The following is a 26,561-nucleotide window of genomic DNA, read 5'->3' as shown; positions in this document are numbered from 1 at the left end:
GTGTGTTGCGAGGGCGTTACAGGAACGCGCGCTGTGTGAACTCTGTGTTACGCGGAGCTGCGATCCGCATGCGTGAGAGCGTTCAGTCGCGAGATCGCCCGCAGGTACTTCTTGCGGTAACCGCCGCCCAGCATCTCCTCCGAGAACACCTGGTCGAGGGCCGTGCCCGTGGCCACGATCGGGATCTGCGCGTCGTAGACCCGGTCCACGAAAGCGACGAAGCGCAGGGCCTCGGACTGATCCGTCAGGGTGCGCACATCGCGCAGGCCGACGAGCCCCAGTCCCGTGATGAGACGCAGATAGCGCGAGGGGTGCACACGGGCGAGATGGCGGATGACGTCGTCGAAAGCGTCATCTGACGCCGTGCCGCCCGCAGCCCCGGCATCCACTGCAGCCTGATACTCCGCCGGGTCGCTGACGACCGCGTGGCCGTCGAGCGCGCGCTGCCGGAAGTCGACACCGTCGATGCGGAGCGTCTGGAAGCTGTCGGACATCGCGTGGATCTCGCGGAGGAAGTCCTGCGCCGCGAAACGCCCCTCGCCGAGCGCGTTGGGCGGGGTGTTCGAGGTCGCGGCCAGGCGCGTGCCGGTCGGCACCAGCTCGCCGAGCAGACGGGTCATGACCATCGTGTCGCCCGGGTCGTCGAGCTCGAACTCGTCGATGCAGAGCAGGTCGGCGCCCTTGAGCAGGTCGACCGTGTTCTTGTACCCGAGCGCGCCGACGAGCGCGGTGTACTCGATGAAAGATCCGAAGTACTTCCGCCGGGCGGGCATCGCGTGGAAGATCGACGCGAGGAGGTGGGTCTTGCCGACGCCGAACCCGCCGTCCAGGTAGACGCCCGGCTTCATCTCCGGTTCCTTCTTGGCGCGGCTGAACAGTCCGCCGCGCTTGACCGGACTCCCGCCCCGACCCGCGAAACGCTGCAGGGTTTCCTTGGCCTCCTCCTGCGAGGGATAGGCGGGATCGGCGCGATAGCTCTCGAAGGTCGCACCGTCGAACTGCGGCGGCGGGACGAGGCTCGCGAGCATCTCGGGACCGGAGACGGTCGGTTCGCGATCGGTGAGGTGCACGAGACCAGTGCGGGTGGGCGTGTCGGTCATCACGGTCCTGGATCGGGTGCTCACCTGTGTCGAAGTCTTACGAATCGGGTCCGGAGTGCACGGCGGGGATCTATCGTCGAAGTGTCGGCTCCACATTACGCCGTCACCACCCGCCCCATCGCCGCTCACCGACTGAGGAGATCCCTGTGGCCATCGAGTTCGACACGTCTTCGTCCAAGTTCGCCGAGTACGCCGAGCCCGGCCGGCTCGTGACGACCGACTGGCTCGCGGAGCGGCTCGGCTCCCCCGGCCTCGTGGTCGTGGAGTCCGACGAGGACGTGCTGCTCTACGAGACGGGGCACATCCCCGGCGCCGTCAAGGTGGACTGGCACACCGAGCTCAACGACCCGGTGGTGCGCGACTACGTCGACGGCGAGGGCTTCGCCGCACTCCTGAGCCGCAAGGGCATCTCCCGCGACGACACCGTCGTGATCTACGGCGACAAGAACAACTGGTGGGCCGCCTACGCACTGTGGGTGTTCTCGCTGTTCGGCCACGAGGACGTGCGCCTGCTCGACGGCGGCCGCGACCGCTGGATCTCCGAGGGCCGCGAGCTCACTCGCGAGGCTCCCGCGGTCACCCCCACCGAGTACCCCGTCGTGGAGCGCGACGACTCGGTGATCCGTGCCTACAAGGAGGACGTGCTCGCGCACATCGGCAACCCGCTGATCGACGTGCGTTCCCCCGAGGAGTACAGCGGGGAGCGCACCACCGCCCCTGCGTACCCCGAGGAGGGCACGCTGCGCGCCGGCCACATCCCCACCGCGCAGAGCGTCCCGTGGGCCAAGGCGGTCGCCGAGGACGGCGGCTTCAAGTCACGCGCGGAGCTCGACGCGATCTACCGCGACGGCGCCGGGCTGGCCGACGGCGACGACGTCGTGGCCTACTGCCGGATCGGCGAGCGGTCGAGCCACACGTGGTTCGTGCTCAAGCACCTGCTCGGCTTCGAGAACGTCCGCAACTACGACGGCTCCTGGACCGAGTGGGGCAGCGCGGTGCGCGTCCCGATCGTGACGGGCGCGGAGCCCGGTTCACTCTGACGTGTGACAATGACAGGGATGAGCACCACGCACGTTCCTGACGTCCTCGCCGAGATCCGCGACGGCTTCCTGGAGACTCCGGAGGCCGACCGTCTGCTGCTCCTGCTGGAGTTCGCGGACGAACTGCCCGAGGTCTCCGAAGAGGTCGCGAATCACCCCGAGATGTGCGAGCGCGTCGCGGAGTGCCAGTCCCCCGTCTACATCTACGTCGAGGTGAACGACGACGTCGTTACCATGCACGCCACCGCACCGCCGGAGGCGCCGACGACGCGCGGCTTCGCGAGCATCCTCGTGCAAGGCATCACCGGACTCTCGCCCGACGAGGTCCTGGCGATCCCCGACGACTACCCGCAGTCGATCGGGCTGACGAAGGCCGTCTCGCCGCTGCGGATCGGCGGGATGACCGGGATGCTGATGCGCGCCAAGAAGCAGGTCACGCAGAAGCGCTGAACCCCTGCGCGCGCAGCCAGCCTGTGATGGCGTCCGACCACCCGGCCTGGTCGTAGTTCCACAGCTTGGTGTGCCGCGCGACGGAGAACCGCGGCATCGTCACGATGTCGGGCCGCGCCTCCTGCAGCGCGTGCGAGGCGTCGGCCGGGACGAACCCGTCGTCGTCGCTGTGCAGGATCAGGATCGGCACCGCGAGCTCCTCTGCCCGCGCCACCATGTCGAGGCGGTCGAACGGGATCGCGTCCTCCGCACCGCTCAGCCGCGCCGTAAGGGGCACCGACAGCGCACCCATCGCGAGATCCGGGAGCGGTGCGTGCATCCCCGCCTCCCTGGCCTGGAACCGCAGCACCGTGCGCCAGTCGATGACCGGCGATTCGAGGATCAACCCGGCGATGCGGTCCCGGTTGCCCGAGTTGACCGCGGTCTGCAGTGCCACCGCGCCGCCCATGGACCATCCCATGAGGATCACGCGCTCCGCGCCGTGCCGGAGCGCATAGGACACCGCGGCGTCCACGTCGCGCCATTCGCTCGCGCCCAAGGCGTACGCGCCGCCACGGCTGCGCGGGGCCTCTCCGTCGTTGCGGTACGAGACCACGAGGTTCGGGAGGCCTTCGCCGTGCAGCACGGGCACGGCGCGCAGGCACTCGGCCCGCGTGACGCCGCGGCCGTGCACCTGGATGACCCACGTCGTCGAGTCGCCCGGGAAGAACCATGCGGGGCACGGGCCGGCCGGCGATCCGATCAGCACGTTCTCCCAGCGCAGGTGCAGTTCGCTCGGCGTGGCGTAGTACCACCCGCTGAAGGCCGCATGGCGATCGATCCGGGCACCCGGCTCGATCTGCGTGAGCAGCTTGCGCCGGACGGTCGTGGCGTCCGCGCTCAGCACCGCCCCGAGCTTCACGTAGCCGTAGGTCCCGGAGGTGAAGAGCCCGTAGCGACCGGGCAGCTCGGTGTCCGGGGTGCGCGACAGCTCGATGGTCTGCGCCCCTGTGTCGACCGCGATGATCTCGGCGTCCGCGCCCCGCTTCGCGGGGACGACGACCCGGCGGGCGACGCTGAACACGAGCAGCGTTAGAGCCGCCCCGAGAGCGAGCAGTGCAGGGACAAGGAGCGCAACGGCGTGCCTGAGACTCTTCATCGCTTCCTGACTCTAGCCTGTCACCGTGACCGCACACCCCGATGCCGGGACCGTCTTCGACGCCGCCGTGGCCGAATTGCAGGAGACCGCGTTCCGCGCGGACATCACCGTCCGTGAGATCGCCACCCCGCAGGGCCTCGCCCCGCACGCGATCGCGCTCGCCGCCGACGTGCGCCCCGACGAGGACGGCGACTCGGTCTACGGCACGGGACGCTTCGTCCTGCTGCACGATCCCGAGGGTCCCGCGGCGTGGGGCGGATCCTGGCGCATCGTCCTGTTCGCGCAGGCGCCTCTCGAGACCGAGATCGGCACCGACCCCTTGCTGGCGGACGTGACGTGGTCGTGGCTCGTGGACGCGCTGGATTCCCGCGGCGCGGTCTACCATTCGGCATCCGGCACATCGACGAAGACCCTGTCGAAGGGTTTCGGCGGACTGGCGATCGAAGGCGACGGCGCGCAGATAGAATTGAGGGCGTCCTGGACCCCCGAAGGCCCGTTCCGACCGCACGTCGAAGCATGGGCCGAGCTGGTCGGGATGCTGGCGGGTCTTCCGCCCGGCTCAGAGGGCATCGCCGTGATCGGCGCGCGAAAGGCTGCACGTGACTGAATACTCTGTGATCTCCGACGTCTCGGAGTTCCAGGCGGCGTGCGCCGCGCTCGCCGCGGGCACCGGTCCCGTCGCGGTCGACGTCGAGCGGGCATCCGGCTTCCGTTACTCGCAGCGCGCCTATCTCGTGCAGGTCTTCCGCCGTGACGCGGGGGTCTTCCTCTTCGACCCGCCGGCGATCGGCGACTTCTCGGCTTTGCAGGCCGCCATCGGCGACGTCCTCTGGGTGTTCCACGCCGCCAGCCAGGATCTGCCGTCGCTCCGAGAACTGGACCTCCTCCCCGCTGCCCTCTTCGACACGGAGCTCGCGGCGCGCCTCCTCGGGCACGAGCGCGTCGGGCTCGCCGCCGTCGTCGAGAGCACGCTCGGGATCACTCTGAAGAAGGAGCACTCGGCAGCGGACTGGTCGACGCGGCCTCTTCCCGCCGCCTGGCTCGAGTACGCGGCGCTGGATGTCCTGCACCTGATCGACGTGCAGGAGGCCCTGGAGGCGCAGCTCGAGGAGCAGGGCAAGACGGAGTTCGCCGAGGAGGAGTTCGCGGCGACGCTCACGCGTCTGCCGAAGCCCCCGCGCGAAGATCCCTGGCGCCGGCTGAGCGGATTGCACCAGGTGCGCGGCGCCCGAAACCTCGCGGTCGCCCGCTCGCTGTGGCAGGCACGCGAGGCCTACGCGCAGGAGCAGGACGTGTCCCCCGGGCGGCTCGTTCCCGATCGTTCCCTCGTGGCGGCCGTACTCGCGAATCCTCAGAGCAAGCAGGCGCTCGCGGGCACCAAGGACTTCCAGGGCCGAGCGAGCCGCACACAGCTCGACCGCTGGTGGCAGGCGATGGTCGACGGCCGTGCGATCGAGGAGCTCCCGCGCGAGCGCGTGCCGAGCGACGCGCTTCCACCGCCGCGCGCCTGGGCCGACCGCAACCCCGAGGCGGATCGCCGCCTGAAGGCCGCGCGTCCCGTCGTCGAGGCCGTGGCGGAGGAGCTCGGGATGCCGACCGAGAACCTGCTCACTCCCGATTTCCTGCGTCGCATCGCGTGGGACGTTCCAGGAACGACGCCGGAGGCGATCGGCGAGGCTCTCGCGAAGCTCGGAGCGCGGCCGTGGCAGATTGCACAGACTGCACAGAAGATCGCCAACGCCTTTGTAGAGGCTGCGCAAACGCCCGACGAGGCCTCCGCACCCGCTTCGTAGGTTCGATCCAACCGATTCCTCCCGGTTTCGCGCGCTTCCTAGACTGAGGGAACCGCACAAACTTGGAGGCAGAGTGGCCGAGATCTCGGACGTCTTCTTCGTCGATGGAGTGCGCACCCCCTTCGGGCGCGCCGGCGAAAAGGGCATGTACTGGAACACCCGCGCAGATGACCTCGCCGTGAAGGCGACCATCGGTCTGATGGAGCGCAACGCCGCCGTGCCGGCCGACCGCATCGACGACGTCGCGATCGCCGCGACGAGTCAGACCGGAGACCAGGGCCTGACCCTCGGACGCTCGGTCGCGATCCTCGCCGGCCTGCCCCAGACGGTGCCCGGCCTCGCCGTCGAGCGCATGTGCGCCGGCGCCATGACGAGCGTCACGACCATGGGCGCGTCTATCGGCGTCGGCATGTACGACCTCGCCCTCGCGGGTGGCGTCGAGCACATGGGCCACCACCCGATCGGCGGCAACGCCGACCCCAACCCTCGGTTCGTCGCCGAGAAGATGGTCGACCCGGGCGCGCTCAACATGGGCGTCACCGCCGAGCGCATCTTCGACCGCTTCCCGCACCTCACCAAGGAGCGCTCCGACCGGTTCGGGATGCTGAGCCAGCACAAGGTGCAGGCGGCGTACGAGGCGGGCAAGATCCAGCCCGACCTGGTGCCGGTCGCGATCAAGGACGCCGAGGGCGCCTGGGGCCTCGCCGCGGAGGACGAGGGCCGCCGCCCTCAGACCACGATGGAGGACCTCGCAGCACTCAAGACGCCGTTCCGTCCGCACGGACGCGTGACCGCCGGGACCTCCTCCCCGCTCACGGACGGCGCGACCATGTCGCTGCTCGCCGGCGGCGGCGCCGTGAAGGAGTTCGGACTCGCCCCCAAGATGCGCATGGTGTCGTTCGCTTTCGCCGGCGTGCAGCCCGAGATCATGGGGATCGGACCCATCCCCTCGACGGAGAAGGCCCTCAAGAAGGCCGGTCTCACGATCGCCGACATCGGCCTGTTCGAGCTCAACGAAGCGTTCGCCATCCAGGTGATCTCGCTGCTGGACCACTTCGGCATCGCCGACGACGACCCCCGGGTCAACCAGTGGGGCGGTGCGATCGCACTCGGGCACCCGCTCGCCGCCTCCGGCGTCCGCCTCATGATCCAGCTCGCGGCCCAGTTCGCCGAGCGACCGGACGTCCGCTACGGCCTGACCGCGATGTGCGTGGGCCTCGGGCAGGGCGGCTCCGTGATCTGGGAGAACCCGCACTTCGACGGCAAGAAGAGGAAGTAAGCGCAGATGGCCACTTCGGTTTCCGACCAGTACGCGAGCATCGACTTCTCGCCGATCCAGGCTCTCGCCCAGGGCGAGGTGATCACGCACTCCCCCGTGCGCGACATCCGCCTCCCCTCGGGCAAGGTACTCGCCCTCGTCACGCTCGACAACGGGCGCGACCACACTCGCCCCAACACCCTCGGTCCCGCCACGCTCACGGCGCTCGGCGAGACGCTCGACGGGCTCGCGACGCGCGCCGCGGCGGGAGAGATCCAGGCCGTCGGCATCACCGGCAAGCAGTACATCCTCGCCGCCGGCGCCGACCTGTCCGACATCAGCCGCGTCGGGTCCCGCGACAACGCACGGATGATCGCGCAGCTCGGTCACAAGGTGCTCGGCAAGCTCGGAGACCTGGGAGTGCCGTCCTTCGCGTTCGTGAACGGCCTCGCGCTCGGGGGCGGCCTCGAGATCGCTCTGAACTCGACCTACCGCACGGTCGACGCCTCGGCCGCCGCGATCGCGCTGCCCGAGGTCTTCCTCGGCATCATCCCCGGCTGGGGCGGCGCGTACCTGCTGCCGAACCTGATCGGCATCGAGAACGCGCTCGAGGTCGTGATCTCGAACCCGCTCAAGCAGAACCGGATGCTGAAGCCGCAGCAGGCGTTCGACCTCGGCGTCGTCGACGCGATCTTCCCCGCGGCGAACTACCTCGAGAACTCGCTGAGCTGGGCCGACGCGGTCCTCGGCGGCAAGAAGGTCGAGCGTAGGAACGAGGCGGGCAAGATCGAGCGTCTGACCAAGTGGCCCATCGCGATCAAGATGGCCCGAGGCATGCTCGAGTCGAAGATCGGTACGGTGCCGAAGTCGCCGTACGTGGCCCTCGATCTGCTCGACAAGGCGAAGAGCGGCACCAAGGCGGAGGGATTCGCCCGCGAGGACGCAGCGCTCGCCGATCTCGTCACCGGCGACCAGTTCGCGGCGTCCATGTACGCGTTCGACCTGGTGCAGAAGCGTGCGAAGCGTCCGGTCGGCGCACCCGACAAGGCGCTCGCCAAGAAGGTCACGAAGGTCGGCATCATCGGCGCCGGCCTCATGGCGAGCCAGTTCGCGCTGCTGTTCGTGCGCAAGCTCCAGGTCCCGGTGCTGATCACCGACCTCGATCAGGCGCGCGTCGACAAGGGTGTCGCCTACATCCACGAGGAGATCGGCAAGCTCGAGGGCAAGGGGCGGCTCGACGCCGACACGGCCAACAAGCTGCGCGCGCTCGTCACCGGCACGACCGACAAGACCCTCTACGCGGACTGCGACTTCGTGATCGAGGCGGTGTTCGAGGAGGTCGGGGTCAAGCAGCAGGTGTTCGGCCAGATCGAGCAGATCATCGCCGAGGACGCGATCCTTGCCACCAACACCTCCTCGCTGTCGGTCGAGGAGATCGGCGCGAAGCTCGCCCACCCCGAGCGCCTCGTCGGCTTCCACTTCTTCAACCCGGTCGCGGTGATGCCGCTGATCGAGATCGTGAAGACGCCTGTGACCTCGGAGGCGGCTCTGTCGACCGCATTCGTGGTCGCGAAGAACCTCGGGAAGAACGCGGTGCTCACCGCCGACGCCCCCGGCTTCGTCGTGAACCGCCTGCTCGCCAAGGTCATGGGCGAGGCGGCACGTGCGGTCTACGAAGGCACCCCGATCGCCGATGTGGAGAAGGCGTTCGCGCCGCTCGGCCTGCCGATGGGCCCGTTCCAGCTCATCGATCTCGTGGGCTGGAAGGTCGCGGCGCACGTGCAGGACACCATGGCGCATGCGTTCCCGGAGCGCTTCTACGCGAACGAGAACTTCCATGCCCTCGCGGAGCTGGATGCGGTCGTCGAGAAGGACAAGGGCGGTCGGGTCACGGGGTGGACCAAGCAGGCCGAGAAGATCCTGAAGCCTGCCGTCGGCAGCAGCCCTGCGTCGGCCGCCACCATCCTCCAGCGCGTGCAGGACGGACTCGCGAGCGAGATCAAGCTCATGCTCGACGAGGGCGTCGTGCCCGAGGTCGAGGACATCGATCTGTGCCTGATCCTCGGCGCCGGCTGGCCCTTCATCGACGGCGGCGCATCGCCGTACCTCGATCGCGAGGGCGCGTCGGAGCGCGCCTTCGGAGGGGCTTTCCACACCCCGCAGATCCGCGGTATCGAGAGCCACTGATCTCGGACCGAACGCCCCATCCGACGCGAATCGTCGGGTGGGGCGTTTCACACCCCGGGACGCTGTTCAGGCCTCTCGTCGTGCTCGCCGTTCCGCGGCCAGTACGACATCGCCCGCTCTGCGAGCGCGGTGATGGTGAGAGAGGGATTCACCCCAGGATTGGCGGGCACCGCGGCGCCGTCCACGACGTGCAGATCCGGATGCCCCCACACCCGGTGGTACTCGTCGACCACGCCGTCGGCGGGCGAGGCCGAAATCACCGCGCCGCCGAGGAAGTGCGCCGTGAGCGGGATGCCGAAGACCTCGGGCCAGGAGCCTCTCGCCTCGGCCGGGACGCCGCCCTCGAGCTGCACCCGGCGCGCGATCGCCTCCGACGCACGGTGCGCCTGAGGCAGGTGACGGGGATTGGGTTCGCCATGCCCCTGCGCACTCGTGAGCACCTGCCGTCCGAATCGACGTCGCAGCGACAGCGTGAGCGAGTTGTCGGCCGTCTGCATCACGAGCGCGATGATGCCGCGCTCGCTCCACCGGCGGAGCGAACCGAGACGCAGCTGCCGCAACGGTGCCCGGAGGGCGCGACGGAAGAGGACAGCGACACGACGCACGAATGGGAGGTCGCCCGGTACCATGATCGTCGCGAGAGCGCCCATGAGGTTCGACCCCGGACCGTAGCGCACGTTCTCGACGTGCGTGCGGTCGTCGACGTGGAACGAGGTCGTGATCGCGACACCGCGTGCGAGCTCGAGGCTCTCGGGCACCCGGGTGGCCACGGCCCCGTCCAGAGCCTCGGAATTGGTGCGCGTCAATCGTCCGAGGGCGCTCGAGACATGCGGCAGTGCCCCACTGGCCTTCATCCGGTGCAGGAGCTGCTGCGTGCCCCAGGTCCCGGCGGCCAGCACGACCTGCCTCGCACGCACCGTGCGGCGCGCGCGGCGCACCCACGCCCCACTGCGCTGCGTCGTGACAGCGAATCCCCCACTGTCGAGCGCACGCACCTCGACGACCGTCCGGAGCGGCTCTATCACGGCACCGCGGCGCTCGGCGAGTGCGAGGTAGTTCTTCATGAGCGTGTTCTTCGCGCCGACCCGGCATCCGACCATGCAGTTGCCGCACATCGTGCAGCCCGTGCGATCCGGTCCCTCGCCCCCGAAGAACGGATCGGAGACCGTCTCTCCGGGTCGGCCGAACCACACGCCGACCGGTGCTCTGCGGAAGGTGTCCGAGACCCCGAGGTCCTCGGCGGCGCCGGCCATGATCCGCTCGACCGGCCCGATGTGCGGGTACTGTTCCACGACGCCCAGCATCCGTTTCGCGGTCGTGTAGTGCGGAGCGAGCTCGGACTCCCACTCGCGCACCGCTCCCCACTGCGGGTCCGTGAAGAAGGCGGCGCCGGGCTGGTACAGGGTGTTCGCGTAGTTGAGGGAACCGCCGCCGACGCCGGCTCCCGCGAGGATCATGACGTGCGGCAACCGGTGGATCCGCTGCACACCGAAGCAGCCGAGCAGCGGCGCCCACAGGTATCGGCGTACATCCCAGTTCGTCTTCGCGAAGTCCCGGTCCTCGAAGCGTCGTCCGGCCTCGATCACACGGACGCGGTAGCCCTTCTCGACCAGGCGCAGTGCTGCGACCGATCCGCCGAACCCCGAGCCCACGATCACGACGTCATCGTCGAATCCGGGATCGGATGCCGTGGCCTGACGCTCAGTCATCCTCGCGCTCCCGTCCGGCCGGCTGATCGTGCGGCAGCAGGATCGCCAACGCGCGGGGACGCACCGTGATGGTGCACTCGTCCTCGCCGAGACGCTCGCCATCCGCGTAGACGACCAGACCGGGAGCGCTCACGGTCACCGAGCGCGCACGGCGGTGGGCGACCTCCGGGCGGGCCAGATGCCTGCCCTTCAGAAGAAGCGGGAACAGCCGCAGCAGTCGGAGACGGCCGATCGGGGCGACCTCGACGAGGTCCAGCATCCCGTCCGCCGGATCGGCGCCGACGCACACCGGCATTCCGCCGCCGTAGCTCGGGGTGTTCCCGACCGCGATCAGCGTGCCCGGCCGCTCTTGTCGCGCACCGCCGTCGACCGCCACGGCGAACGACAGCGGACGCAGCCGCGCCAACTCGATCACGAGTGCGAGGTAGTAGCGCAGCGCTCCGTGCGGCCACCGCAGCACGTTCGTGCGCTCGCTCACCTTCGCATCGAAGCCGAGGGCCGCGATCGTGAGGAAGGCGGAGGCGGATCCCCCGGAGCGCACCTCGCCGACGTCGATCCTGCGGACGGCACCGTCGAGTGCGACGTCGACGGCGGCGGTCGGATCGTGGCGCGGCAGCCCCAATGCCCGCGCGAGATCGTTTCCCGTCCCCGCGGGCACGAGCACGACGGGGATCCCGCCACGGATCAGATCGTCGAGGATTCCGGAGAGCGTGCCGTCTCCGCCCACCACGACGAGGGCGTCGGGTCGGTCGGCGATCGCCTGGCCTGCGAGCTCCCTGGTCTCGACCGCGGTCGCGCCCTCGTACACGCGGACCTCGGAGCGGCGCCGACGCAAGTGCTCGACCACCGCATCGGCGACCCTCCGCGCGCGTCCCTTGCCGGCAGAGGGGTTGGTCAGCACGGCGATGTGCGCTCCCATCTCAGTGCGTCCGCTCCACGGGGATCAGCGCTCCGGGATTGAGGATGCCCGTCGGATCGAGCTCGCGCTTGATCGCTCGGAGGATACGCACACCGGTGGTGCCGATCTCCCTCTCGAGCCAGGGCGCATGATCGCGGCCGACGGCGTGATGGTGGCTGATGGTGCCGCCGGCGGCGATGATGGCGTCATTGGTCCGTGCCTTGACCCGCGCCCAGATCGGCAGCGGGTCCGCTCGGATGCCCGCGAGCACCGTGAAGTACAGCGACGCCCCGGTCGGGTAGACATGCGACACATGGCACATCACGTGCACTCGCGCGCCCTCGGCGGAGAGGCCGTCACGCAGAGCGCTCTCGACGGCGGCCTTCAGAGCCGTCAGGTTCGACCAGACGGTTGCGGTCTCGAGCGTCTCGCAGAACACTCCCGCGTCCAGCAGGGAGTCACGCAGATACGGCCCGTCGAAGCGTCCGGTGAGCCACTCCTCCGACGCGCCTTGCCCCGCGGACGTGCCGCCGGCGGCACGCAGCAGCGCGCTCGTGCGTTCCCGCCTCTCGGCTATCCCGTCGCCTTCGTAGACGGTGACCGCGCTGGCGCCCTTCGCGAGCGCCTTCCCGATCCGTCCGACCTGTGCGAGGCTCACTGCCGTCTCCGCCTCGTCCGAGAGACGGATCACCGTGGGACCGCCTCCTCCCTGCGCGACCCGGCGCAGCGCGTCGACGCCGCTCGAGAAGTCGGGAAAGGTCCACGACTCGAAGACCCGGTCGCGGGGAATCGGATGCACACGCACGCGGACCTCGGTGATCACGCCGAACACCCCTTCGGAGCCGAGGAAGACGCGGACCAGATCGGGCCCGGCCGCGGACCCGGGCGAGCGACCGAGCGCGAGGTCCCCCGTCGGCGTCGCGACGCGGATGCCCGTGACCATGGTGTCGAAGCGTCCGTTCCCGGCCGAGTTCTGCCCCGAGGACCGCGCCGCGGCGAAGCCGCCGATCGTCGCATATCGGAAGCTCTGCGGGTAGTGCCCGAGCTCGTAGCCATGGTGGGCGAGCTCCGCCTCGGCGTCCGGTCCGGTCGTGCCTGCCGCGATGACGGCCTCGCCGCTGACGCCGTCGACGCTCAGCACGCCGCGAAGGCGTCGCAGATCGAGGCTGACGACCGCGCGGTGGTCTCCGCGTTCGGGGTCGAGCGCTCCCACGACGCTGGTGCCTCCGCCGAACGGGATGACGGCGATCCCGCGCTCGACCGCCACGCGCAGGCTCGCCGAGACCTCCTCGTGGCTAGCCGGGCGCACGACGCCGTCGGGCGCGGTCTGCTCGTGCTCGCGGAGCCGCAGCAGATCGGGGGTCGAGCGCCCGCCGGAGTGGCGCACGCGCGCATCGTGAGCGGTCGTGACGTGCTGCGCGCCCACGATGGCCGCGAATGCCGCGATGTCGGCGTCGTCCAGCGCGGACTCCGCGAGTGCGACCGCCGCGAGTTCGACGCCGGCGGCGGGCCTGCGGATCCGTCCGAGCAGCAGGGGAAGCAGCGTCCGCACTGCCAGTGGGAGGTCCTTGGCCCGGGCCGGATCGCCCCAGCCGTTCCAGCGCATCTCCGAGTCCGCGGCCTCTCTGCCGTTCCCGTGGGTCATGCGTTACAGTGTGACACATCATGGAAGAACGTCAAGCAGTGACGCCCGTCGAGCTCTCGTCGCACGATGTTCCGCCGCGCGACCGCGTCCCGCACTGGGACGCGACGCAGATCCGCATCCTCGACGCCGCTGACGAGCTCATACTGCGACGCGGAGTGCATGGCGTGACGATCGCCGAGCTCGCGCGCCGCGCCGGCCACAGCCGCCCGACGATCTATCGCAGCTGGACCGACGCCGACGACGTCGTGCGCGCTGCCCTGCTGCGGCGCGTGGCGGGCATCGTCGCGGAGTTCCCGGAGCCGTCCCGCTCCCGTGAGGCCCTCGTCGACGACGTCCTCCGCTTCTCCGCGCTCTTCCGCAGAGACCCCGTCTACGGGAGGCTCCTCGACGAGGAACCCGAGGCGTTCACGCGCTACACGCTGCAGCGGGTGGGCTCGAGCCAGCGACTCATCCTCGCCTGGCTCGCCCGCGCCATCGCCGCCGCTCAGGAGAACGGCGATGTGCGCCGCGAGGATCCCGCCGAGATGGCCGTGATGCTGCTGCTCCTCGCCCAGTCCGCGGTGCTGTCGCACGGCACGGTCTCCGACCTGGTCTCCGAGAGCGCCTGGGAGCGGGAGCTGCGTGCCGCACTGGACGGGCTGCTCCGCGCATGATCACCGGCTCCCCCGACCTCAACGCCGCGCGTCGGGCCGTGGATCTCGACCGCGCCGCATCCGAGACCGTCGATGTGCTGGTGGCCGGCGGCGGGATCACCGGCGCAGGCGTCGCGCTCGACGCCGCCTCACGCGGCCTCACCGTGACGCTCATCGAGGCGCAGGACCTCGCTTACGGCACGAGCCGTTTCAGCTCGAAACTCGTGCACGGCGGCCTGCGCTATCTGGCGACCGGTGACGTCGCGACCGCGAGGGAGAGCGCGGTCGAACGCCACCTGCTCATGACGACCATCGCTCCGCACCTGATCCGGCCGCTCGGCCAGCTGCTGCCGTTCGTGCCGGGCGTCAGCCTCCGGCAGCATGCGACGGGTGCGGTGGGGATGGCGCTCGGCGACCTGCTGCGCATGCGCGCCGGCACGTCCAGGCGCGTCCTGCCCGCACCGCGCCCCGTCACCGCACGCACCGCCCGAGCACTCGTGCCGGCGCTCGCTGCACAGGGTCTGCGAGGCGGGATGCTCTCGTTCGACGGCCAACTGGTCGACGACGCGCGCCTCGTCGCCACCGTGGCCCGCACCGCCGCGGCACACGGCGCGCGCATCCTCACCCGAGTGCGGGCGGTGTCGCTGCGCGCAGACGGCGCCGCTGCCGAGGACGCGCTCACGGGGACCCGGGTCGACTTCCGTGCACGCAGCGTCGTGAACGCGACGGGTGCCTGGGCCGGCGGTTTGGACGAGGCCATCACCATCCGCCCCAGCCGCGGAACGCACATCGTCCTCGACGCGCGCGACCTCGGCCACCCGACCGCCGCCCTGACCATCCCCCATGAGGGCTCGATCAGTCGCTTCGTGTTCGCGCTGCCCCAGCAGGGCGGTCGCGTGATCGTCGGTCTGACCGACGAAGACGCCCCCGGTCCCGTACCGGACGTCGCAACGCCCACGGAGCCGGAGATCGCGTTCCTGCTCGACACCCTGAACCGCGTGCTCGACGCGCCGGTGTCGCGCGACCGTGTGCGCGGTGCGTTCGCCGGCCTGCGACCGCTGGTGGACTCGGGCGCCGATTCCACCGCGGACATCTCGCGACGGCATCTGGCCGCGGAGTCGGCCGGCGGGTTCGTCAACGTGCTCGGCGGAAAACTCACGACCTATCGGCGCATGGCCGAGGACGCGGTCGACCTCGCGGCGAGGTTGCGCGGTCTGCCCGCGACGCCGAGCCGCACGGCGACCCTGCGCCTCGTCGATCGCGTCATACCGCACGACACCGCTGCGCCGACGGCGTCCGCTCCCCTTCTCGAGGGGCTCGCACTCACCCGCGCCGAGGTCGACTACGCGGTGCGGGCGGAGGGCGCTCTGACGGCGGACGACGTGCTGGATCGCCGGACGCGCGTGGGGCTCGTCGAGACGGACCGGGCGCTCCTGCTCCCTGTCGTCGAGGCGATCGTCGCGGAGATCCTCGCCGAGCACGACTGACCTCCCTCGCATGCCGTATCCAGCGGGAGGCGGAGCGGCGAACGCGCATCGAACAGCGTGTGAACTCCGCCGTACGACATCCCCTCTGGGCCGTGTCGACAGCGTCGAGCATGCACAGTGGAGTCATGGACATGATCCTCTCGATGCTCGGAGGCAAGGGGATGTCGGGGCTGTTCAAGACCGGCACGGCGATCCTCACCATCCTGCTCGTGGTTCCCGCGCTGCTGAAGATCTTCCTGGTCACGGTCGACGAGGGGTGGGCCGCGATCCGCACCCGCAACGGGAAGCCGATCATCCGCAACCGTCCGCCGCGTCGCCCGACGAACCGCGGTGGCGCGGTGGGAGAGGTCGTCGTGCTGCACCCGGGAACCCACGGCGCGTTCCCGCTCTTCTACTGGTACAAGCTCGTCGACGTGCGCTGCCGGGCGACCGATCTTCCCGCCCGAGAGATGACCGGCGCGAGCGGCCACCAGCATCGCGTGCACGCATCGTTCGAGTGGCGACCGATACCGAACGGGCGAGATCTTCGGGTGTTCGAACTCGACGTCGTGAACGTGACGGAGCGGGCGTCGAACATCGTCGGCGCCTCCCTGCGCGACGTGATCCGCGGGCTCGACGGCGCTGAGCTCCCCCACAACGACGAGATCAACACGCGGGTGATCGCGGCCAGCGCCGAGGAGGTGCGTCGCGCCTGCGGCGTCGAGCTCGTGCGCGTGATGGTCACGGGCGACGCGCTCACCGACGGGTACCTCCTGTCCACGGCGCTCCGCGACAGCGATCGCGGCGCGGAGGCCGTCGCCGCCCTGCATGCGCTGAACTGATCCTCACGGCGCGAGTGACCGTCGGGTTGGCGGTCCGTCGCCACCGGGTGTAGTTTTTGAACATGTTCGAAACCGAGGAGCGGGGCAGCAAGAGCGACCGCACGCGCGCACGCATCAGCGCGGCGGCGATCGACTCCTTCACGACTCGCGGCTACACCGACACGACCATGCGGTCCATCGCCGAGCAGGCCGGGGTCTCGGTCGGCAACGCCTACTACTACTTCCCCTCCAAGGAGCATCTCGTGCAGGCGCTGTACGAGCAGGTGCAGCGCGAGCACGAGCATCTCGCGCGCGAGCGCCTCGAGGGCGTGACCGCGCTCGTCGACCGGCTGCGCACCGTCTACCTGAGCGGTCTGGACGCGCTCGCACCGTACCGCGCCGTGGCCCCGGGGTTTCTCACGGCGATGATCCCGCCCGACTCCCCGCTCAATCCCCTGTCGACCGAATCGTCTCCCGCCCGCGACACGACCGTCGCGCTTTTCCGCGATGCCGTGGAGGGGGCGCAGCACCGACTCCCCGACGACGTCGTCGCGCCGCTCCCCGAGGCGTTGCTCGTCGGACATCTCGCCCTCGTGCTCCGCTGGACCTACGACCAGTCCCCCGACCAGACGAACACGCGCACGCTACTCGCCACGGGCCTGCGCCTGCTCGCGCTGGCGCTCCCGTTCGTCCGCGTACCCGGGGTGCATTCCGCGGTACGCGACCTCCTCGTGCAGGTCGCCGAGGTGCGATCGTGACCCCCGAGCCGCATGCGCCGGACCCGTCGGTCCGCACTCCCGAGCGCCCGATGGCCTTCAGCACCGACGAGGTGCTGAACGGCGGCCTGCTCACCTGGCTGCTGTTCTGTGGGCTCGTGCCCGTGGGGATCCTCGCGAGCATGCTCTGGGCCCTGCCGGCCGCCACGCAGCCGCTCTGGTCGGACTGGCTGATCTCAGGCCTCGCGATCCTGGTGATCTCGGTGATCGTCGCGATCGTCTCGCTGGTGATCGTGCCGTTCGGCATCCTCCTCGTCCGCCCCATCGCCCTCGCACTTCGCCGTGTGCGTGCGATGCCCGTGCACGTCACGGCCTACACCGTGCTGGGCGCCGCGATCGGTGCGCTCTACCTGACGGTCATCGGAGTGATCCCCTCTCTCGCCGAGGTGAACACCTACACGATCCTCATCGCGACCCCGGCGGTCGCGATCACGATCGCGACGCCGCTGGGCTGGTGGCTCAGCGCCCGGCGAGCACTGCGGAAGGACGCCGTGCTCATCCGCACACGAGTGGACGAGGATGCCGTCGTCGAGGATGCCACGACGTCATGAACGCGCACGCCGTGCCGGTGGCTGACGGCGCGTCGCGCGCGGCTTGAGGATGCCTACGCCGCAGCGCGGCGCGACCGCCTCGGCATCGTCGCGGATCCCGTACCCGCTGATCAACCCCGTTCGTGCAACGGGAACTCGATCGCGCCGGTCTCCCCCGACTGACGAGCCATCGGGATGCGGGTGCCGAGCACCTGCGCGACGACGTCCTGCGCGATCTTCGGGGCGGTGAGCCCCGCATCCGCGAGGATCTGGTCGCGCGAGGCGTGGTCGATGAACTCATCCGGAAGCCCCAGCTCATCGACCGCCGTGTCGATGCCTGCTTCGCGCAGCACCTGACGCACGCGGGTGCCGACGCCGCCGACGCGGATGCCGTCCTCCAGCGTGATCACGAGACGGTGCCGCGCCGCGAGCTCGACGATCGACGGCTGCACGGGGATCGCCCACCGCGGGTCGATCACGGTCGCGCCGATGCCCTGCGCGCGCAACCGCTCCGCGACGTCCACGGCGAGAGCCGCGAAGGGCCCGATCCCGACGATCAGGACGTCCTCCGACTCGCCACGCGCCAGAACGTCCACGCCGTCGTCGAGACGATCGATCGCGGGCAGCTCCGCGGCGACGTCGCCCTTCGGGAAGCGGATCACGGTGGGGGCGTCGTCGACGAGCACAGCCTCGTCGAGCGCCTCCTGCAGGCGCACAGCGTCACGGGGAGCTGCGATGCGGATGTGCGGCACGATCTGCAGCATCGCGAGGTCCCACATGCCGTGGTGGCTCGGTCCGTCGGGGCCCGTGACCCCCGCGCGGTCGAGCACGAACGTGACGCCGGCGCGGTGCAGGGCGACGTCCATGAGCACCTGGTCGAACGCACGGTTCATGAACGTGGCGTACAGCGCGACCACGGGGTGAAGGCCGCCGAAAGCGAGGCCGGCCGCCGAGGCCACGGCGTGCTGTTCGGCGATGCCGACGTCGTACACACGGTCGGGGAACCGCTCGGCGAAGGGTGCGAGTCCGGTCGGACGGAGCATCGCCGCGGTCATCGCGATCACGTCGGAACGGCGCTCGCCCACCGAGACGAGCGCGTCGGAGAACACGTCGGTCCACCCGCGGCCGCCCGAGGACAGCGTCTCGCCCGTCGCGGGGTCGATCTTGCCGACGGCGTGGAACTGGTCGGCCTCATCGTCACGGGCCGGCTGGTAGCCGCGTCCCTTCTCGGTGATCGCGTGCACGATCACGGGAGCACCGTAGGACTTCGCGAGCTCGAGCGTCTCGATCAGCGCGGGGAGGTCGTGCCCGTCGACGGGGCCGAGGTACTTGATGTCGAGGTTCGAGTACAGCGCCTCGTTGTTCGTGAAGCGCGAGAGGAAGCCGTGCGTGCCGCCACGGACACCGCGGAACACGGCGCGTCCGACCGGGCCGAAGGTGCGGAAGAAGCGGTCGGACCGCTGATGGAGGTCCTTGTAGGCCGCGGCGGTGCGCACGCGGTTGAGGTAGCGGGACATGCCGCCGATGGTCGGCGCGTACGAGCGCCCGTTGTCGTTCACGACGATCACGAGGTTGCGGTCGTTGTCGTCGGAGATGTTGTTGAGCGCCTCCCACGTCATGCCCCCGGTCAGGGCGCCGTCTCCCACCACGGCGACGACGTGGCGGTCAGCGCGTCCGGTGGCCGTGAGAGCACGCGACACCCCGTCGGCCCAGCTCAGCGAGCTCGACGCGTGCGAGGACTCGACGACGTCGTGAGCGCTCTCGCCGCGCTGCGGGTATCCGGCCAGGCCGCCGCGCAGGCGCAACGAGGAGAAGTCCTGACGTCCGGTGAGCAGCTTGTGCACGTACGACTGGTGCCCGGTGTCGAAGATGAACGGATCGTCCGGGGAGGAGAACACGCGGTGCAGCGCGATCGTGAGCTCGACGACGCCGAGATTCGGACCGAGGTGCCCGCCCGTGCGGGAGACGTTCTCGACCAGGAACTCACGGATCTCGCCCGCCAGCTCCTCGAGTTGGTCCTCCGACAGGGCGTCGAGATCCCGGGGTCCTGAGATGCTCCGGAGAATGGGCATCTGCACCTCCTCACAGGCACCGTATGAGCATCCGATTCCGGTCCGGATGCAGGTCCGATCCTACCCCGGGCAGCATGGAAGGGGCCGGGGACGACATACCCCCTTGACACGCGAAGAGGGGCCCGGTTCCGAAGAACCGAGCCCCTCTCGTCACGGGATTCAGACCAGCGAACGCAGCACGTACTGCAGGATGCCGCCGTTGCGGTAGTAGTCCGCCTCACCGGGGGTGTCGATGCGCACGACCGCGTCGAACTCGACGACCTGCTTACCCTCGGGCGAGTTCTCGCTCGGGGTCGCGGTGACCTTGACGGTCTTCGGCGTCACGCCCTCGTTCAGCTCCTCGAGGCCCGTGATCGACACGATCTCGGTGCCGTCGAGGCCGAGCGACTCCCAGCTCTCGCCGGCGGGGAACTGCAGCGGGACGACCCCCATGCCGATGAGGTTCGAGCGGTGGATGCGCTCGAAGCTCTCAGTGATGACGGCCTTGACGCCCAGGAGGCTCGTGCCCTTGGCCGCCCAGTCGCGCGAAGAACCGGAGCCGTACTCCTTGCCGCCGAAGATCACCAGCGGCGTGCCCTGCTCCTGGTAGTTCATGCTCGCGTCGTAGATGTACGACTGCGGGCCGCCGGGCTGCGTGAAGTCACGGGTGTAACCGCCCTCGACGACCTGACCGTCGTTCACGGCCGAGACCATGACGTTCTTCAGGCGGATGTTCGCGAACGTGCCGCGGATCATGACCTCGTGGTTGCCTCGGCGCGAGCCGAAGGAGTTGAAGTCCTTGCGGTCGACGCCGTGCTCGGTGAGGTACTGCGCAGCGGGCGTACCGGGCTTGATGTTGCCGGCGGGCGAGATGTGGTCGGTGGTGACGGAGTCGCCGAGCGTCGCCATGACGCGCGCACCCTCGATGTCCTTCACTGGGGTGAGCTCCATCGTCATCCCGTCGAAGTACGGCGCCTTGCGGACGTACGTCGAGTTCTCGTCCCACTGGAAGGTGTCGTCCTCCGGGGTGGGCAGGCTGCGCCAGCGCTCGTCGCCGTCGAAGACCGTCGCGTACTGCTTGATGAACTGCTCGCGCGAGATCGACGAGTCGACGATCTCCTGCACCTCGTCGGGCGTGGGCCAGATGTCCTTGAGGAACACGTCCTGACCGTCGGAGCCCTTGCCGAGCGCGTCGTTCTCGAAGTCGAAGTGCATCGAGCCGGCGAGGGCGTAGGCGATCACGAGCGGCGGGCTCGCGAGGTAGTTCATCTTCACGTCGGGGCTGATGCGGCCCTCGAAGTTGCGGTTGCCGGAGAGGACTGCGGTGACGGCGAGGTCGTGCGAGTTGATGGCCTCGGACACTTCCTCGATCAGCGGTCCGGAGTTTCCGATGCAGATCGTGCAGCCGTAGCCGACCGTGTAGAAGCCGAGACCCTCGAGGTCCTTGTCGAGACCGGACTTCTCGTAGTAGTCGGTGACGACCTTCGAGCCGGGACCGAGCGTCGTCTTGACCCAGGGCTTCTGCTTGAGGCCCTTCTCGAGAGCCTTGCGCGCCACGAGACCGGCGGCGATCATGACCGACGGGTTCGAGGTGTTGGTGCACGACGTGATCGCGGCCAGCGTGACGGCGCCGTTGTCGAGGATGTACTTCTCGCCCTCGGGAGTCGTGACCGGCACGGGCTTGGAGGCGTTCGCCGGGGCGCCGCTGTTGATGTGCACAGGACGCGTCGTGCGCGGCTCCTCCTCGCCGGGGACGGCCCCGGGGTCGGATGCCGGGAAGGAGTGCTTCGACTCGAGGTCGACGACGTCGTCGGACGTCGACGCCGTCGCGTAGGAGAGGATGTCCTGCTCGAACTGCGACTTGGCCTCGGAGAGGAGGATGCGGTCCTGCGGGCGCTTCGGGCCGGCGATCGACGGCACGACGGTGCCGAGGTCGAGCTCGAGGTACTCGCTGAAGACGGGCTCCTTCGAGGCGTCGTGCCAGAGCGTCTGCTCCTTGGCGTACGCCTCGACGAGCGCGACGGCCTCCTCGGAGCGGCCGGTGAGGCGCAGGTAGTCGAGGGTCACGTCGTCGATCGGGAACATCGCGGCCGTGGAGCCGAACTCCGGCGACATGTTGCCGATGGTCGCACGGTTGGCGAGCGGCACCGAGGCGACGCCCTCGCCGTAGAACTCGACGAATTTGCCGACGACGCCGTGCTTGCGCAGCATGTCGGTGATCGTGAGCACGACGTCGGTCGCGGTCACACCGGCGGGGATGTCGCCGGACAGCTTGAAGCCCACGACGCGCGGGATCAGCATCGACACGGGCTGGCCGAGCATCGCGGCCTCGGCCTCGATGCCGCCGACGCCCCAGCCGAGCACGCCCAGGCCGTTGACCATGGTGGTGTGCGAGTCGGTGCCGACGCAGGTGTCGGGGTAGGCGCGCAGCACGCCGTCGACGTTGCGGTCGTAGATGACCTTGGCCAGGTGCTCGATGTTCACCTGGTGCACGATGCCGGTGCCGGGCGGGACGACCTTGAAGTCGCTGAACGCCGTCTGGCCCCAGCGCAGGAACTGGTACCGCTCGCCGTTGCGCTCGTACTCGATCTCGACGTTGCGCTCGAGCGCGTTCTCCGAGCCGAAGAGGTCGGCGATGACGGAGTGGTCGATCACCATCTCGGCGGGAGAGAGCGGGTTGATCTTGTTCGCGTCGCCGCCGAGAGCCGTGACGGCCTCGCGCATGGTGGCGAGGTCGACGATGCAGGGCACACCGGTGAAGTCCTGCATGACTACGCGCGCCGGCGTGAACTGGATCTCGGTGTTGGGCTCGGCCGCGGCATCCCACGATCCGAGGGCCTCGATCTGCGCCTTCGTGACGTTCGCGCCGTCCTCGGTGCGAAGCAGGTTCTCGAGGAGCACCTTGAGGCTGAAGGGGAGCTTGTCGAAACCGGGCACCGTGTCGATGCGGAAGATCTCGTAGTCGGTGCTGCCGACCGTCAGGGTGCTCTGGGCACCGAAGCTGTTCACCGTGGACACGAATCCGTCTCCTTCTATTCGGATGGGAGCGACAGGCGCCTCCATCTTGCTCGCCAGCGAGCCCCTGCGGCTAGCAAGGCAGACCTAACCAGTCTGCTCCGCGGGACCGCTGGGCGGAAGCCTGCAATTTATCTTGATGTCAAGATAAATCTATCACGAATCGGCGGGTGCTCCAGCATCCTGCGCGCGCGGGTACAGCGCACGGACCACCAGCCAGGTGACGGCGATGAGCGGCGCGAACAGCGGCAGCCCCATGATCAGCTTGAGCGTGCCGAGCACTGCCACTTCTCCCGCGAGGTAGAGCGGCAGCTGCACCGCGAGACGCGTGAAGAAGAGTGCGGCCCAGGCGATCCCGAGCCACAGGAACGCGCGACGCTTGCGGCGGTCCTGACGCCACGCCGTGCCGTCGCCCATGAGGAACCCGACGGCCAGGCCGATCAGCGACCAGCCGATGAGCGCGGACACGAGCATGGCCGTGCCGTAGGCCGCGTTCGTGATGAGACCGGGAACGAAGTTGTCGACGCCGCGACCGGTGAACAGGGCGAGCGCGGCGGCCGCCGCCGCGGCCACCAGTCCCCCGATCGCCGCGGACGGCGGGGACTTCTGAAGCAGGCGCACGATCGTGAACAGTGCCGCGATGCCGACCGACACGCCGAGTGACAGGATCAGGGGCTCCGGGCTGATCGTGAAGAGGATCACGAACGCGAGGCTCGGCAGGACCGATTCGAGGATGCCGCGCCAGCCGCCGATCGCCGACCAGACGACCTTGTGCGTGGCACCGGTCTCCGTCGGATCGAGCCCGGCACGACGAGCTGCTCCCCCGAGGGCCGCGCCGAGGATCTCGGAGGCGCTCTGCTCGCGCTCGGGCTCCGGCGGCGTCAGGGGCGTGCTCACGCCGAGCCCGGGGTGGCGGGCATCTTGAGCGGGATCAGGTCGCGCGGAGGCATCGGCGCCCCACCGCGCACCACCACGATGGAGCGGAAGAGGTCCTCGACCTTCGCCGCGGCGTCGAGGTCGGAGGCCGCAGCGCCGCCGATCACGCCGCGCAGGAACCAGCGGGGGCCGTCGATGCCGATGAAGCGGGCGAGCCGCAGCTCCGAGCCTTCGCTCGCGGGCGCGGGCACCTCGGCGAGGAGCTCGGTTCCGAGCGGCCCTTCACGCTCCTCCACCCGACCCCCCTGGGAGCGCACCTGGTCGCGCAGCTGAACACGCGTCTCGTCCCACAGTCCGCCCGAACGCGGAGCGGCGAAGGGCTGCACCTGCAGCGAGGAGTCCGCGTAGTCCAGGCCGACGGCCACGATGCGCTTGCTCTGCTCCTCGACCTCGAGGCGCAGGTTGAGACCCTCACGCGGGAGGATCTTGATCCCGCCGAGGTCGATGTACGGACGGACCGGGTTCGCCTCGGAGTCGTCGAACGGGCCCTCGGTGGCGCGGTTCGCCGGTGCGGCCTTCGAGGGGGTCTCGTTGTTGTCAGTCATTGCTCTGTCCTGCCGGGTTCGTGTGGTGTCCTGCCTGGTAGCCGGTCGAGCCGAAGCCGCCTTCGCCGCGCACGCTCTCCGGCAGCTCTTCGACCGGGATGAACGTGGCCTGCGTCACGGGCATGACGATCAGCTGCGCGATGCGGTCGCCGACGGCCACATCGTACGCGCTGTGGATGTCCGTGTTGATCAGACTCACCTTGATCTCGCCCCGGTAGCCCGCGTCCACCGTGCCGGGCGAGTTCACGATCGAAATGCCGTGCTTCGCCGCCAGGCCGCTGCGGGGCACCACGAAGGCGGCGTATCCGTCGGGCAGCGCTATCCGCACGCCGGTCGCGACGAGAGCGCGCTCCCCCGGTCCGAGATGCACGGCCTCTGCGGCGACCAGATCCGCCCCCGCGTCACCCGGGTGGGCGTATCCGGGAACGACAGACGCGATAATGGGGACATCAACGGAAGCAGTCACCCCATGAGGCTAATGCAGAACACCGCCCCCGAGACACGTGCCCGCTACCGCGAGCGGCTCTCGCCGAGCCTCTGGCTGCTGGTGACCGTCGCGCTCGCCGGCCCGATGGTCGCCCTGATCTTCGTGCCGGTCGGATCGACCGTGGCCCTGATCGTCGGTGCGGCCGTATCCGCGCTGCTCGTGCTCGCGGCGATCGCGGTGACGCCGGTGGTGTCCGTCGAGGAGGGCGAGCTCCGCGCGGGCCGCGCCCACATCGACGTCCGGCATCTCGGCGAACCGGTCGCCCTGTCGGGCGAAGAGGCGCGGCAGGCACGCGGTCCGGGCCTCCCGCTGCACGGCTGGCACCTGATCCGCGGGGGCATCGACGGCGTGGTGGTCGTTCCCGTCACCGACCAAGACGACCCGACCGTCAGCTGGACGATCTCTTCGCGCACCCCCGACCGTCTCGCGGCGGCCATCCGGCTCGCCCAGGACTGACCGCCCTCGGGCTCCCCGGATACGACAACGCGCCCAGGACCGAGGTCCGGGGCGCGCACGTCTCGCTCGGGATGCGCTCAGGCAGCGCACTCCTTGCAGATGGGGCCGGAGGCGTCCTCGTGGTCGAGCTGCGAGCGGTGCTTCACGAGGAAGCAGCTCATGCAGGTGAACTCGTCCTGCTGCGCGGGCAGCACGACGACATCGAGTTCGAGGTCGGACAGATCCGCTCCCGGGAGGTCGAAGCTGGACGGGTTGTCCGCGTCCTCGTCTCCCGTGGAACCGGAGTTCTTGTCCGGCACACGCTCCTTGAGGGCTTCGATCGACTCGGAGTCGTCTTCACTCTTGCGGGGAGCGTCGTAGTCGGTTGCCATATGGAGAATCTCCACTTTCATGCGAGTGGGTGGTGCGCCGTCGGGGTAATCGGCGGCCATAGTTTGCACGACCTCGGGTGAATAAGCAAATGCCCGTGGGCGCGACAGACCAAACTCACGGCGCGCCCAGACTATTCCCGGATCCGGCGGGTGGCGCGTGACACCATGAACCCACACCCATCAGAGGGGCATTCGCATGGAAAACGTCACCATCGTCGGCACCGAATCCGGAGTCCTGGTACTCGCGACCGAGTCGGGCGAGCGGTTCTCGCTGCCCATCGACGACGTGCTGCACCGTGAGATCCGTCGGGCTACCCGCCAGAGCGAGCCGACGGCGCAGCGCCTCGCGGCGAGCCCGCGTGACATCCAGGCGCAGATCCGTGCCGGGCTCACAGCGCCCGAGGTCGCCGAGCTGCTCGGGATCGACGTCGACGACGTCATCCGCTTCGAGGGGCCGGTGCTCGCCGAGCGCGAGCACGTGATCGGTCAGGCTCTCGCTGTGCCCGTCCTGATCGGCAGCGAGGTGGAGCCGGACGCGCAACCCACCTTCGGCACGGCGATCCGGGCGAAGCTCGCCGACGTCCAGGCGACGGACGAGCGCTGGGCGAGCTGGAAGGAGGACCGCACCTGGGTCATCAAGCTCGAGTTCTCCGCGAACGAGGTCGATCACGACGCGCGGTGGAGCTTCGACCCGCGCCGCAGCGCTCTGTCGCCCCTCAACGCAGACGCGACGCAGCTCTCCCGCCAGGGCGCCCTCCCGGAGGGGCTGATCCCGCGACTGCGCGCGGTCGAGTCCGAGCGCACGACCTCGCCGTACAAGGACGACAGCCGATTCGACTCCGGGGCCTTCGGTCCTCGGCTCGTGCCCTCGCCCGAGGCCGAGAGCGAAGAGCCGTCGACGCCGGAGCGCTCGGGACCGGCTGTGCAGGACGCAGCGATCAAGCGCGCCCCGGAGTCCTCGAACACGAGTCCCGAGACGGCCGACCTGCTCGAGGCCCTTCGTCGTCGGCGCGGTCAGCGCGAGACCGCACCTCTGTTGGAGGATGCGGCCGACGAGGCCGACAACGACCCGATCGCGCTGTTCGACGCCTTCGACTCCACAGAGCAGGACGCGGAGCGCGAGGACCCGGATGAGCAGCCGACCGCGCCGGAGCCCGCGAACGACAGCGGGACGCGCCGGCGTCGGCGCAACGCGATGCCGTCGTGGGACGAGATCGTCTTCGGCGCACGCACCGACGAGTGACCCTGGCGCCGGCG

The 26,561-nt window shown here is 69.7% G+C and carries 24 protein-coding genes; 13 read left to right on the top strand and 11 right to left on the bottom strand.

The window, feature by feature from the left end:
• Window positions 1-47 precede the first annotated feature (47 nt).
• Window positions 48-1,100, bottom strand: a complete 1,053-nt coding sequence (gene zapE / locus AKH00_RS01140; RefSeq protein ID WP_050720898.1) for a cell division protein ZapE — start codon at window positions 1,098-1,100, stop codon at window positions 48-50.
• A gap of 146 nt (window positions 1,101-1,246) precedes the next feature.
• Here zapE and AKH00_RS01135 point away from each other — a divergent pair, with 146 nt between their 5' ends.
• Entirely contained in the window at window positions 1,247-2,140 is an 894-nt protein-coding gene (locus tag AKH00_RS01135; protein WP_050720897.1) for a sulfurtransferase, read from the top strand.
• An 18-nt stretch (window positions 2,141-2,158) separates the two neighbouring features.
• Window positions 2,159-2,590 (top strand): SufE family protein, encoded by a 432-nt coding sequence (locus AKH00_RS01130; RefSeq protein WP_050720896.1) that lies wholly within the window; start codon window positions 2,159-2,161, stop codon window positions 2,588-2,590.
• Here the strand turns inward: AKH00_RS01130 and AKH00_RS01125 are convergent.
• Window positions 2,574-3,728, bottom strand: a complete 1,155-nt coding sequence (locus AKH00_RS01125) for an alpha/beta hydrolase (protein WP_050720895.1) — start codon at window positions 3,726-3,728, stop codon at window positions 2,574-2,576. The genes AKH00_RS01130 and AKH00_RS01125 overlap by 17 nt on opposite strands.
• 25 nt (window positions 3,729-3,753) lie before the next feature.
• Here AKH00_RS01125 and AKH00_RS01120 point away from each other — a divergent pair, with 25 nt between their 5' ends.
• The 4 genes from AKH00_RS01120 (at window position 3,754) to AKH00_RS01105 (ending at window position 8,966) form a co-directional block, all read left to right on the top strand.
• The gene (locus AKH00_RS01120) at window positions 3,754-4,335 is read left to right on the top strand and encodes a DUF3000 domain-containing protein (RefSeq protein ID WP_050720894.1); all 582 of its coding nucleotides are present in this window, start codon (window positions 3,754-3,756) and stop codon (window positions 4,333-4,335) included.
• Window positions 4,328-5,521, top strand: a complete 1,194-nt coding sequence (locus tag AKH00_RS01115) for a ribonuclease D (RefSeq protein WP_050720893.1) — start codon at window positions 4,328-4,330, stop codon at window positions 5,519-5,521. Before AKH00_RS01120 ends, AKH00_RS01115 begins: the two co-directional genes overlap by 8 nt.
• 73 nt (window positions 5,522-5,594) lie before the next feature.
• On the top strand, window positions 5,595-6,800 hold the full coding sequence (locus tag AKH00_RS01110; protein WP_050720892.1) for a thiolase family protein: 1,206 nt from the start codon (window positions 5,595-5,597) through the stop codon (window positions 6,798-6,800).
• A 6-nt stretch (window positions 6,801-6,806) separates the two neighbouring features.
• A complete protein-coding gene (locus AKH00_RS01105; protein ID WP_050720891.1) occupies window positions 6,807-8,966 on the top strand; it encodes a 3-hydroxyacyl-CoA dehydrogenase NAD-binding domain-containing protein in 2,160 nt (719 codons plus the stop codon).
• Between the two features lie 47 nt (window positions 8,967-9,013).
• Here the strand turns inward: AKH00_RS01105 and AKH00_RS01100 are convergent, their stop codons facing one another.
• The 3 genes from AKH00_RS01100 to AKH00_RS01090 are packed head-to-tail and all read right to left on the bottom strand — an operon-like array spanning window position 9,014 to window position 13,218.
• Window positions 9,014-10,675, bottom strand: coding sequence for a GMC oxidoreductase (locus AKH00_RS01100; RefSeq protein ID WP_050720890.1), 1,662 nt, complete (start codon window positions 10,673-10,675; stop codon window positions 9,014-9,016).
• Window positions 10,668-11,594, bottom strand: coding sequence for a YegS/Rv2252/BmrU family lipid kinase (locus AKH00_RS01095; RefSeq protein WP_050720889.1), 927 nt, complete (start codon window positions 11,592-11,594; stop codon window positions 10,668-10,670). The genes AKH00_RS01100 and AKH00_RS01095 overlap by 8 nt, the downstream gene beginning before the upstream one ends.
• A gap of 1 nt (window position 11,595) precedes the next feature.
• Window positions 11,596-13,218 carry an FAD-binding oxidoreductase gene (locus tag AKH00_RS01090; RefSeq protein WP_235556650.1) on the bottom strand — a complete coding sequence of 541 codons (1,623 nt, stop codon included), beginning with the start codon at window positions 13,216-13,218 and terminating at the stop codon, window positions 11,596-11,598.
• Between the two features lie 20 nt (window positions 13,219-13,238).
• On the opposite strand from AKH00_RS01090, the gene AKH00_RS01085 reads away from it, so the two are divergent.
• The 5 genes from AKH00_RS01085 (at window position 13,239) to AKH00_RS01065 (ending at window position 17,464) form a co-directional block, all read left to right on the top strand.
• Entirely contained in the window at window positions 13,239-13,871 is a 633-nt protein-coding gene (locus AKH00_RS01085) for a TetR/AcrR family transcriptional regulator (protein WP_050720888.1), read from the top strand.
• On the top strand, window positions 13,868-15,337 hold the full coding sequence (locus AKH00_RS01080; RefSeq protein WP_200903777.1) for a glycerol-3-phosphate dehydrogenase/oxidase: 1,470 nt from the start codon (window positions 13,868-13,870) through the stop codon (window positions 15,335-15,337). The genes AKH00_RS01085 and AKH00_RS01080 overlap by 4 nt, the downstream gene beginning before the upstream one ends.
• Before the next feature lie 125 nt (window positions 15,338-15,462).
• A complete protein-coding gene (locus AKH00_RS01075; protein WP_050720887.1) occupies window positions 15,463-16,158 on the top strand; it encodes an SPFH domain-containing protein in 696 nt (231 codons plus the stop codon).
• A 62-nt stretch (window positions 16,159-16,220) separates the two neighbouring features.
• Window positions 16,221-16,895: a TetR/AcrR family transcriptional regulator gene (locus AKH00_RS01070; RefSeq protein ID WP_050720886.1), complete on the top strand. Its 675-nt coding sequence runs from the start codon at window positions 16,221-16,223 to the stop codon at window positions 16,893-16,895.
• The gene (locus AKH00_RS01065) at window positions 16,892-17,464 is read left to right on the top strand and encodes a hypothetical protein (RefSeq protein WP_050720885.1); all 573 of its coding nucleotides are present in this window, start codon (window positions 16,892-16,894) and stop codon (window positions 17,462-17,464) included. Before AKH00_RS01070 ends, AKH00_RS01065 begins: the two co-directional genes overlap by 4 nt.
• Window positions 17,465-17,574: 110 nt before the next feature.
• On the opposite strand, the gene dxs is transcribed toward AKH00_RS01065, so the two are convergent.
• The 5 genes from dxs to dut form a co-directional block, all read right to left on the bottom strand.
• Window positions 17,575-19,515 carry a 1-deoxy-D-xylulose-5-phosphate synthase gene (dxs, locus tag AKH00_RS01060; RefSeq protein ID WP_050720884.1) on the bottom strand — a complete coding sequence of 647 codons (1,941 nt, stop codon included), beginning with the start codon at window positions 19,513-19,515 and terminating at the stop codon, window positions 17,575-17,577.
• 159 nt (window positions 19,516-19,674) lie between these two features.
• Window positions 19,675-22,557: an aconitate hydratase gene (locus AKH00_RS01055; protein WP_200903776.1), complete on the bottom strand. Its 2,883-nt coding sequence runs from the start codon at window positions 22,555-22,557 to the stop codon at window positions 19,675-19,677.
• Between the two features lie 108 nt (window positions 22,558-22,665).
• A complete protein-coding gene (locus AKH00_RS01050; RefSeq protein WP_050720882.1) occupies window positions 22,666-23,406 on the bottom strand; it encodes a DUF3159 domain-containing protein in 741 nt (246 codons plus the stop codon).
• On the bottom strand, window positions 23,403-23,990 hold the full coding sequence (locus tag AKH00_RS01045; protein ID WP_050720881.1) for a DUF3710 domain-containing protein: 588 nt from the start codon (window positions 23,988-23,990) through the stop codon (window positions 23,403-23,405). Before AKH00_RS01045 ends, AKH00_RS01050 begins: the two co-directional genes overlap by 4 nt.
• Complete coding sequence (gene dut / locus AKH00_RS01040) at window positions 23,983-24,456, bottom strand: dUTP diphosphatase (protein ID WP_050720880.1); 474 nt, start codon at window positions 24,454-24,456, stop codon at window positions 23,983-23,985. The genes AKH00_RS01045 and dut overlap by 8 nt, the downstream gene beginning before the upstream one ends.
• A 12-nt stretch (window positions 24,457-24,468) precedes the next feature.
• Between dut and AKH00_RS01035 the strand changes: the two genes are divergently transcribed.
• Window positions 24,469-24,933, top strand: coding sequence for a DUF3093 domain-containing protein (locus tag AKH00_RS01035; RefSeq protein ID WP_050720879.1), 465 nt, complete (start codon window positions 24,469-24,471; stop codon window positions 24,931-24,933).
• Between the two features lie 77 nt (window positions 24,934-25,010).
• Here AKH00_RS01035 and AKH00_RS01030 read toward each other — a convergent pair whose 3' ends face one another.
• Window positions 25,011-25,304 carry a DUF4193 domain-containing protein gene (locus tag AKH00_RS01030; protein WP_050720878.1) on the bottom strand — a complete coding sequence of 98 codons (294 nt, stop codon included), beginning with the start codon at window positions 25,302-25,304 and terminating at the stop codon, window positions 25,011-25,013.
• Between the two features lie 196 nt (window positions 25,305-25,500).
• On the opposite strand from AKH00_RS01030, the gene sepH reads away from it, so the two are divergent.
• Window positions 25,501-26,547: a septation protein SepH gene (gene sepH, locus AKH00_RS01025; RefSeq protein WP_050720877.1), complete on the top strand. Its 1,047-nt coding sequence runs from the start codon at window positions 25,501-25,503 to the stop codon at window positions 26,545-26,547.
• The last annotated feature ends 14 nt before the right edge of the window (window positions 26,548-26,561 follow it).

It is taken from the genome of Microbacterium sp. GCS4 (genome assembly GCF_001262495.1).
Lineage (GTDB): Bacteria > Actinomycetota > Actinomycetes > Actinomycetales > Microbacteriaceae > Microbacterium.
The sequence above is the reverse complement of the archived record's forward strand: the minus strand, read 5'-3'. Positions and strand labels throughout refer to the sequence as shown.

Coding starts and splice junctions, on each gene's coding strand:
- zapE (WP_050720898.1), bottom strand. CDS start 1,100: ATGACCGACACGCCCACCCGCACTGGTCTCGTGCACCTCACCGATCGC.
- AKH00_RS01130 (WP_050720896.1), top strand. CDS start 2,159: ATGAGCACCACGCACGTTCCTGACGTCCTCGCCGAGATCCGCGACGGC.
- AKH00_RS01125 (WP_050720895.1), bottom strand. CDS start 3,728: ATGAAGAGTCTCAGGCACGCCGTTGCGCTCCTTGTCCCTGCACTGCTC.
- AKH00_RS01105 (WP_050720891.1), top strand. CDS start 6,807: ATGGCCACTTCGGTTTCCGACCAGTACGCGAGCATCGACTTCTCGCCG.
- AKH00_RS01100 (WP_050720890.1), bottom strand. CDS start 10,675: ATGACTGAGCGTCAGGCCACGGCATCCGATCCCGGATTCGACGATGAC.
- AKH00_RS01095 (WP_050720889.1), bottom strand. CDS start 11,594: ATGGGAGCGCACATCGCCGTGCTGACCAACCCCTCTGCCGGCAAGGGA.
- AKH00_RS01090 (WP_235556650.1), bottom strand. CDS start 13,218: ATGACCCACGGGAACGGCAGAGAGGCCGCGGACTCGGAGATGCGCTGG.
- AKH00_RS01085 (WP_050720888.1), top strand. CDS start 13,239: ATGGAAGAACGTCAAGCAGTGACGCCCGTCGAGCTCTCGTCGCACGAT.
- AKH00_RS01080 (WP_200903777.1), top strand. CDS start 13,868: ATGATCACCGGCTCCCCCGACCTCAACGCCGCGCGTCGGGCCGTGGAT.
- AKH00_RS01075 (WP_050720887.1), top strand. CDS start 15,463: ATGGACATGATCCTCTCGATGCTCGGAGGCAAGGGGATGTCGGGGCTG.
- AKH00_RS01070 (WP_050720886.1), top strand. CDS start 16,221: ATGTTCGAAACCGAGGAGCGGGGCAGCAAGAGCGACCGCACGCGCGCA.
- dxs (WP_050720884.1), bottom strand. CDS start 19,515: ATGCCCATTCTCCGGAGCATCTCAGGACCCCGGGATCTCGACGCCCTG.
- AKH00_RS01055 (WP_200903776.1), bottom strand. CDS start 22,557: ATGGAGGCGCCTGTCGCTCCCATCCGAATAGAAGGAGACGGATTCGTG.
- AKH00_RS01045 (WP_050720881.1), bottom strand. CDS start 23,990: ATGACTGACAACAACGAGACCCCCTCGAAGGCCGCACCGGCGAACCGC.
- AKH00_RS01035 (WP_050720879.1), top strand. CDS start 24,469: ATGCAGAACACCGCCCCCGAGACACGTGCCCGCTACCGCGAGCGGCTC.
- AKH00_RS01030 (WP_050720878.1), bottom strand. CDS start 25,304: ATGGCAACCGACTACGACGCTCCCCGCAAGAGTGAAGACGACTCCGAG.
- sepH (WP_050720877.1), top strand. CDS start 25,501: ATGGAAAACGTCACCATCGTCGGCACCGAATCCGGAGTCCTGGTACTC.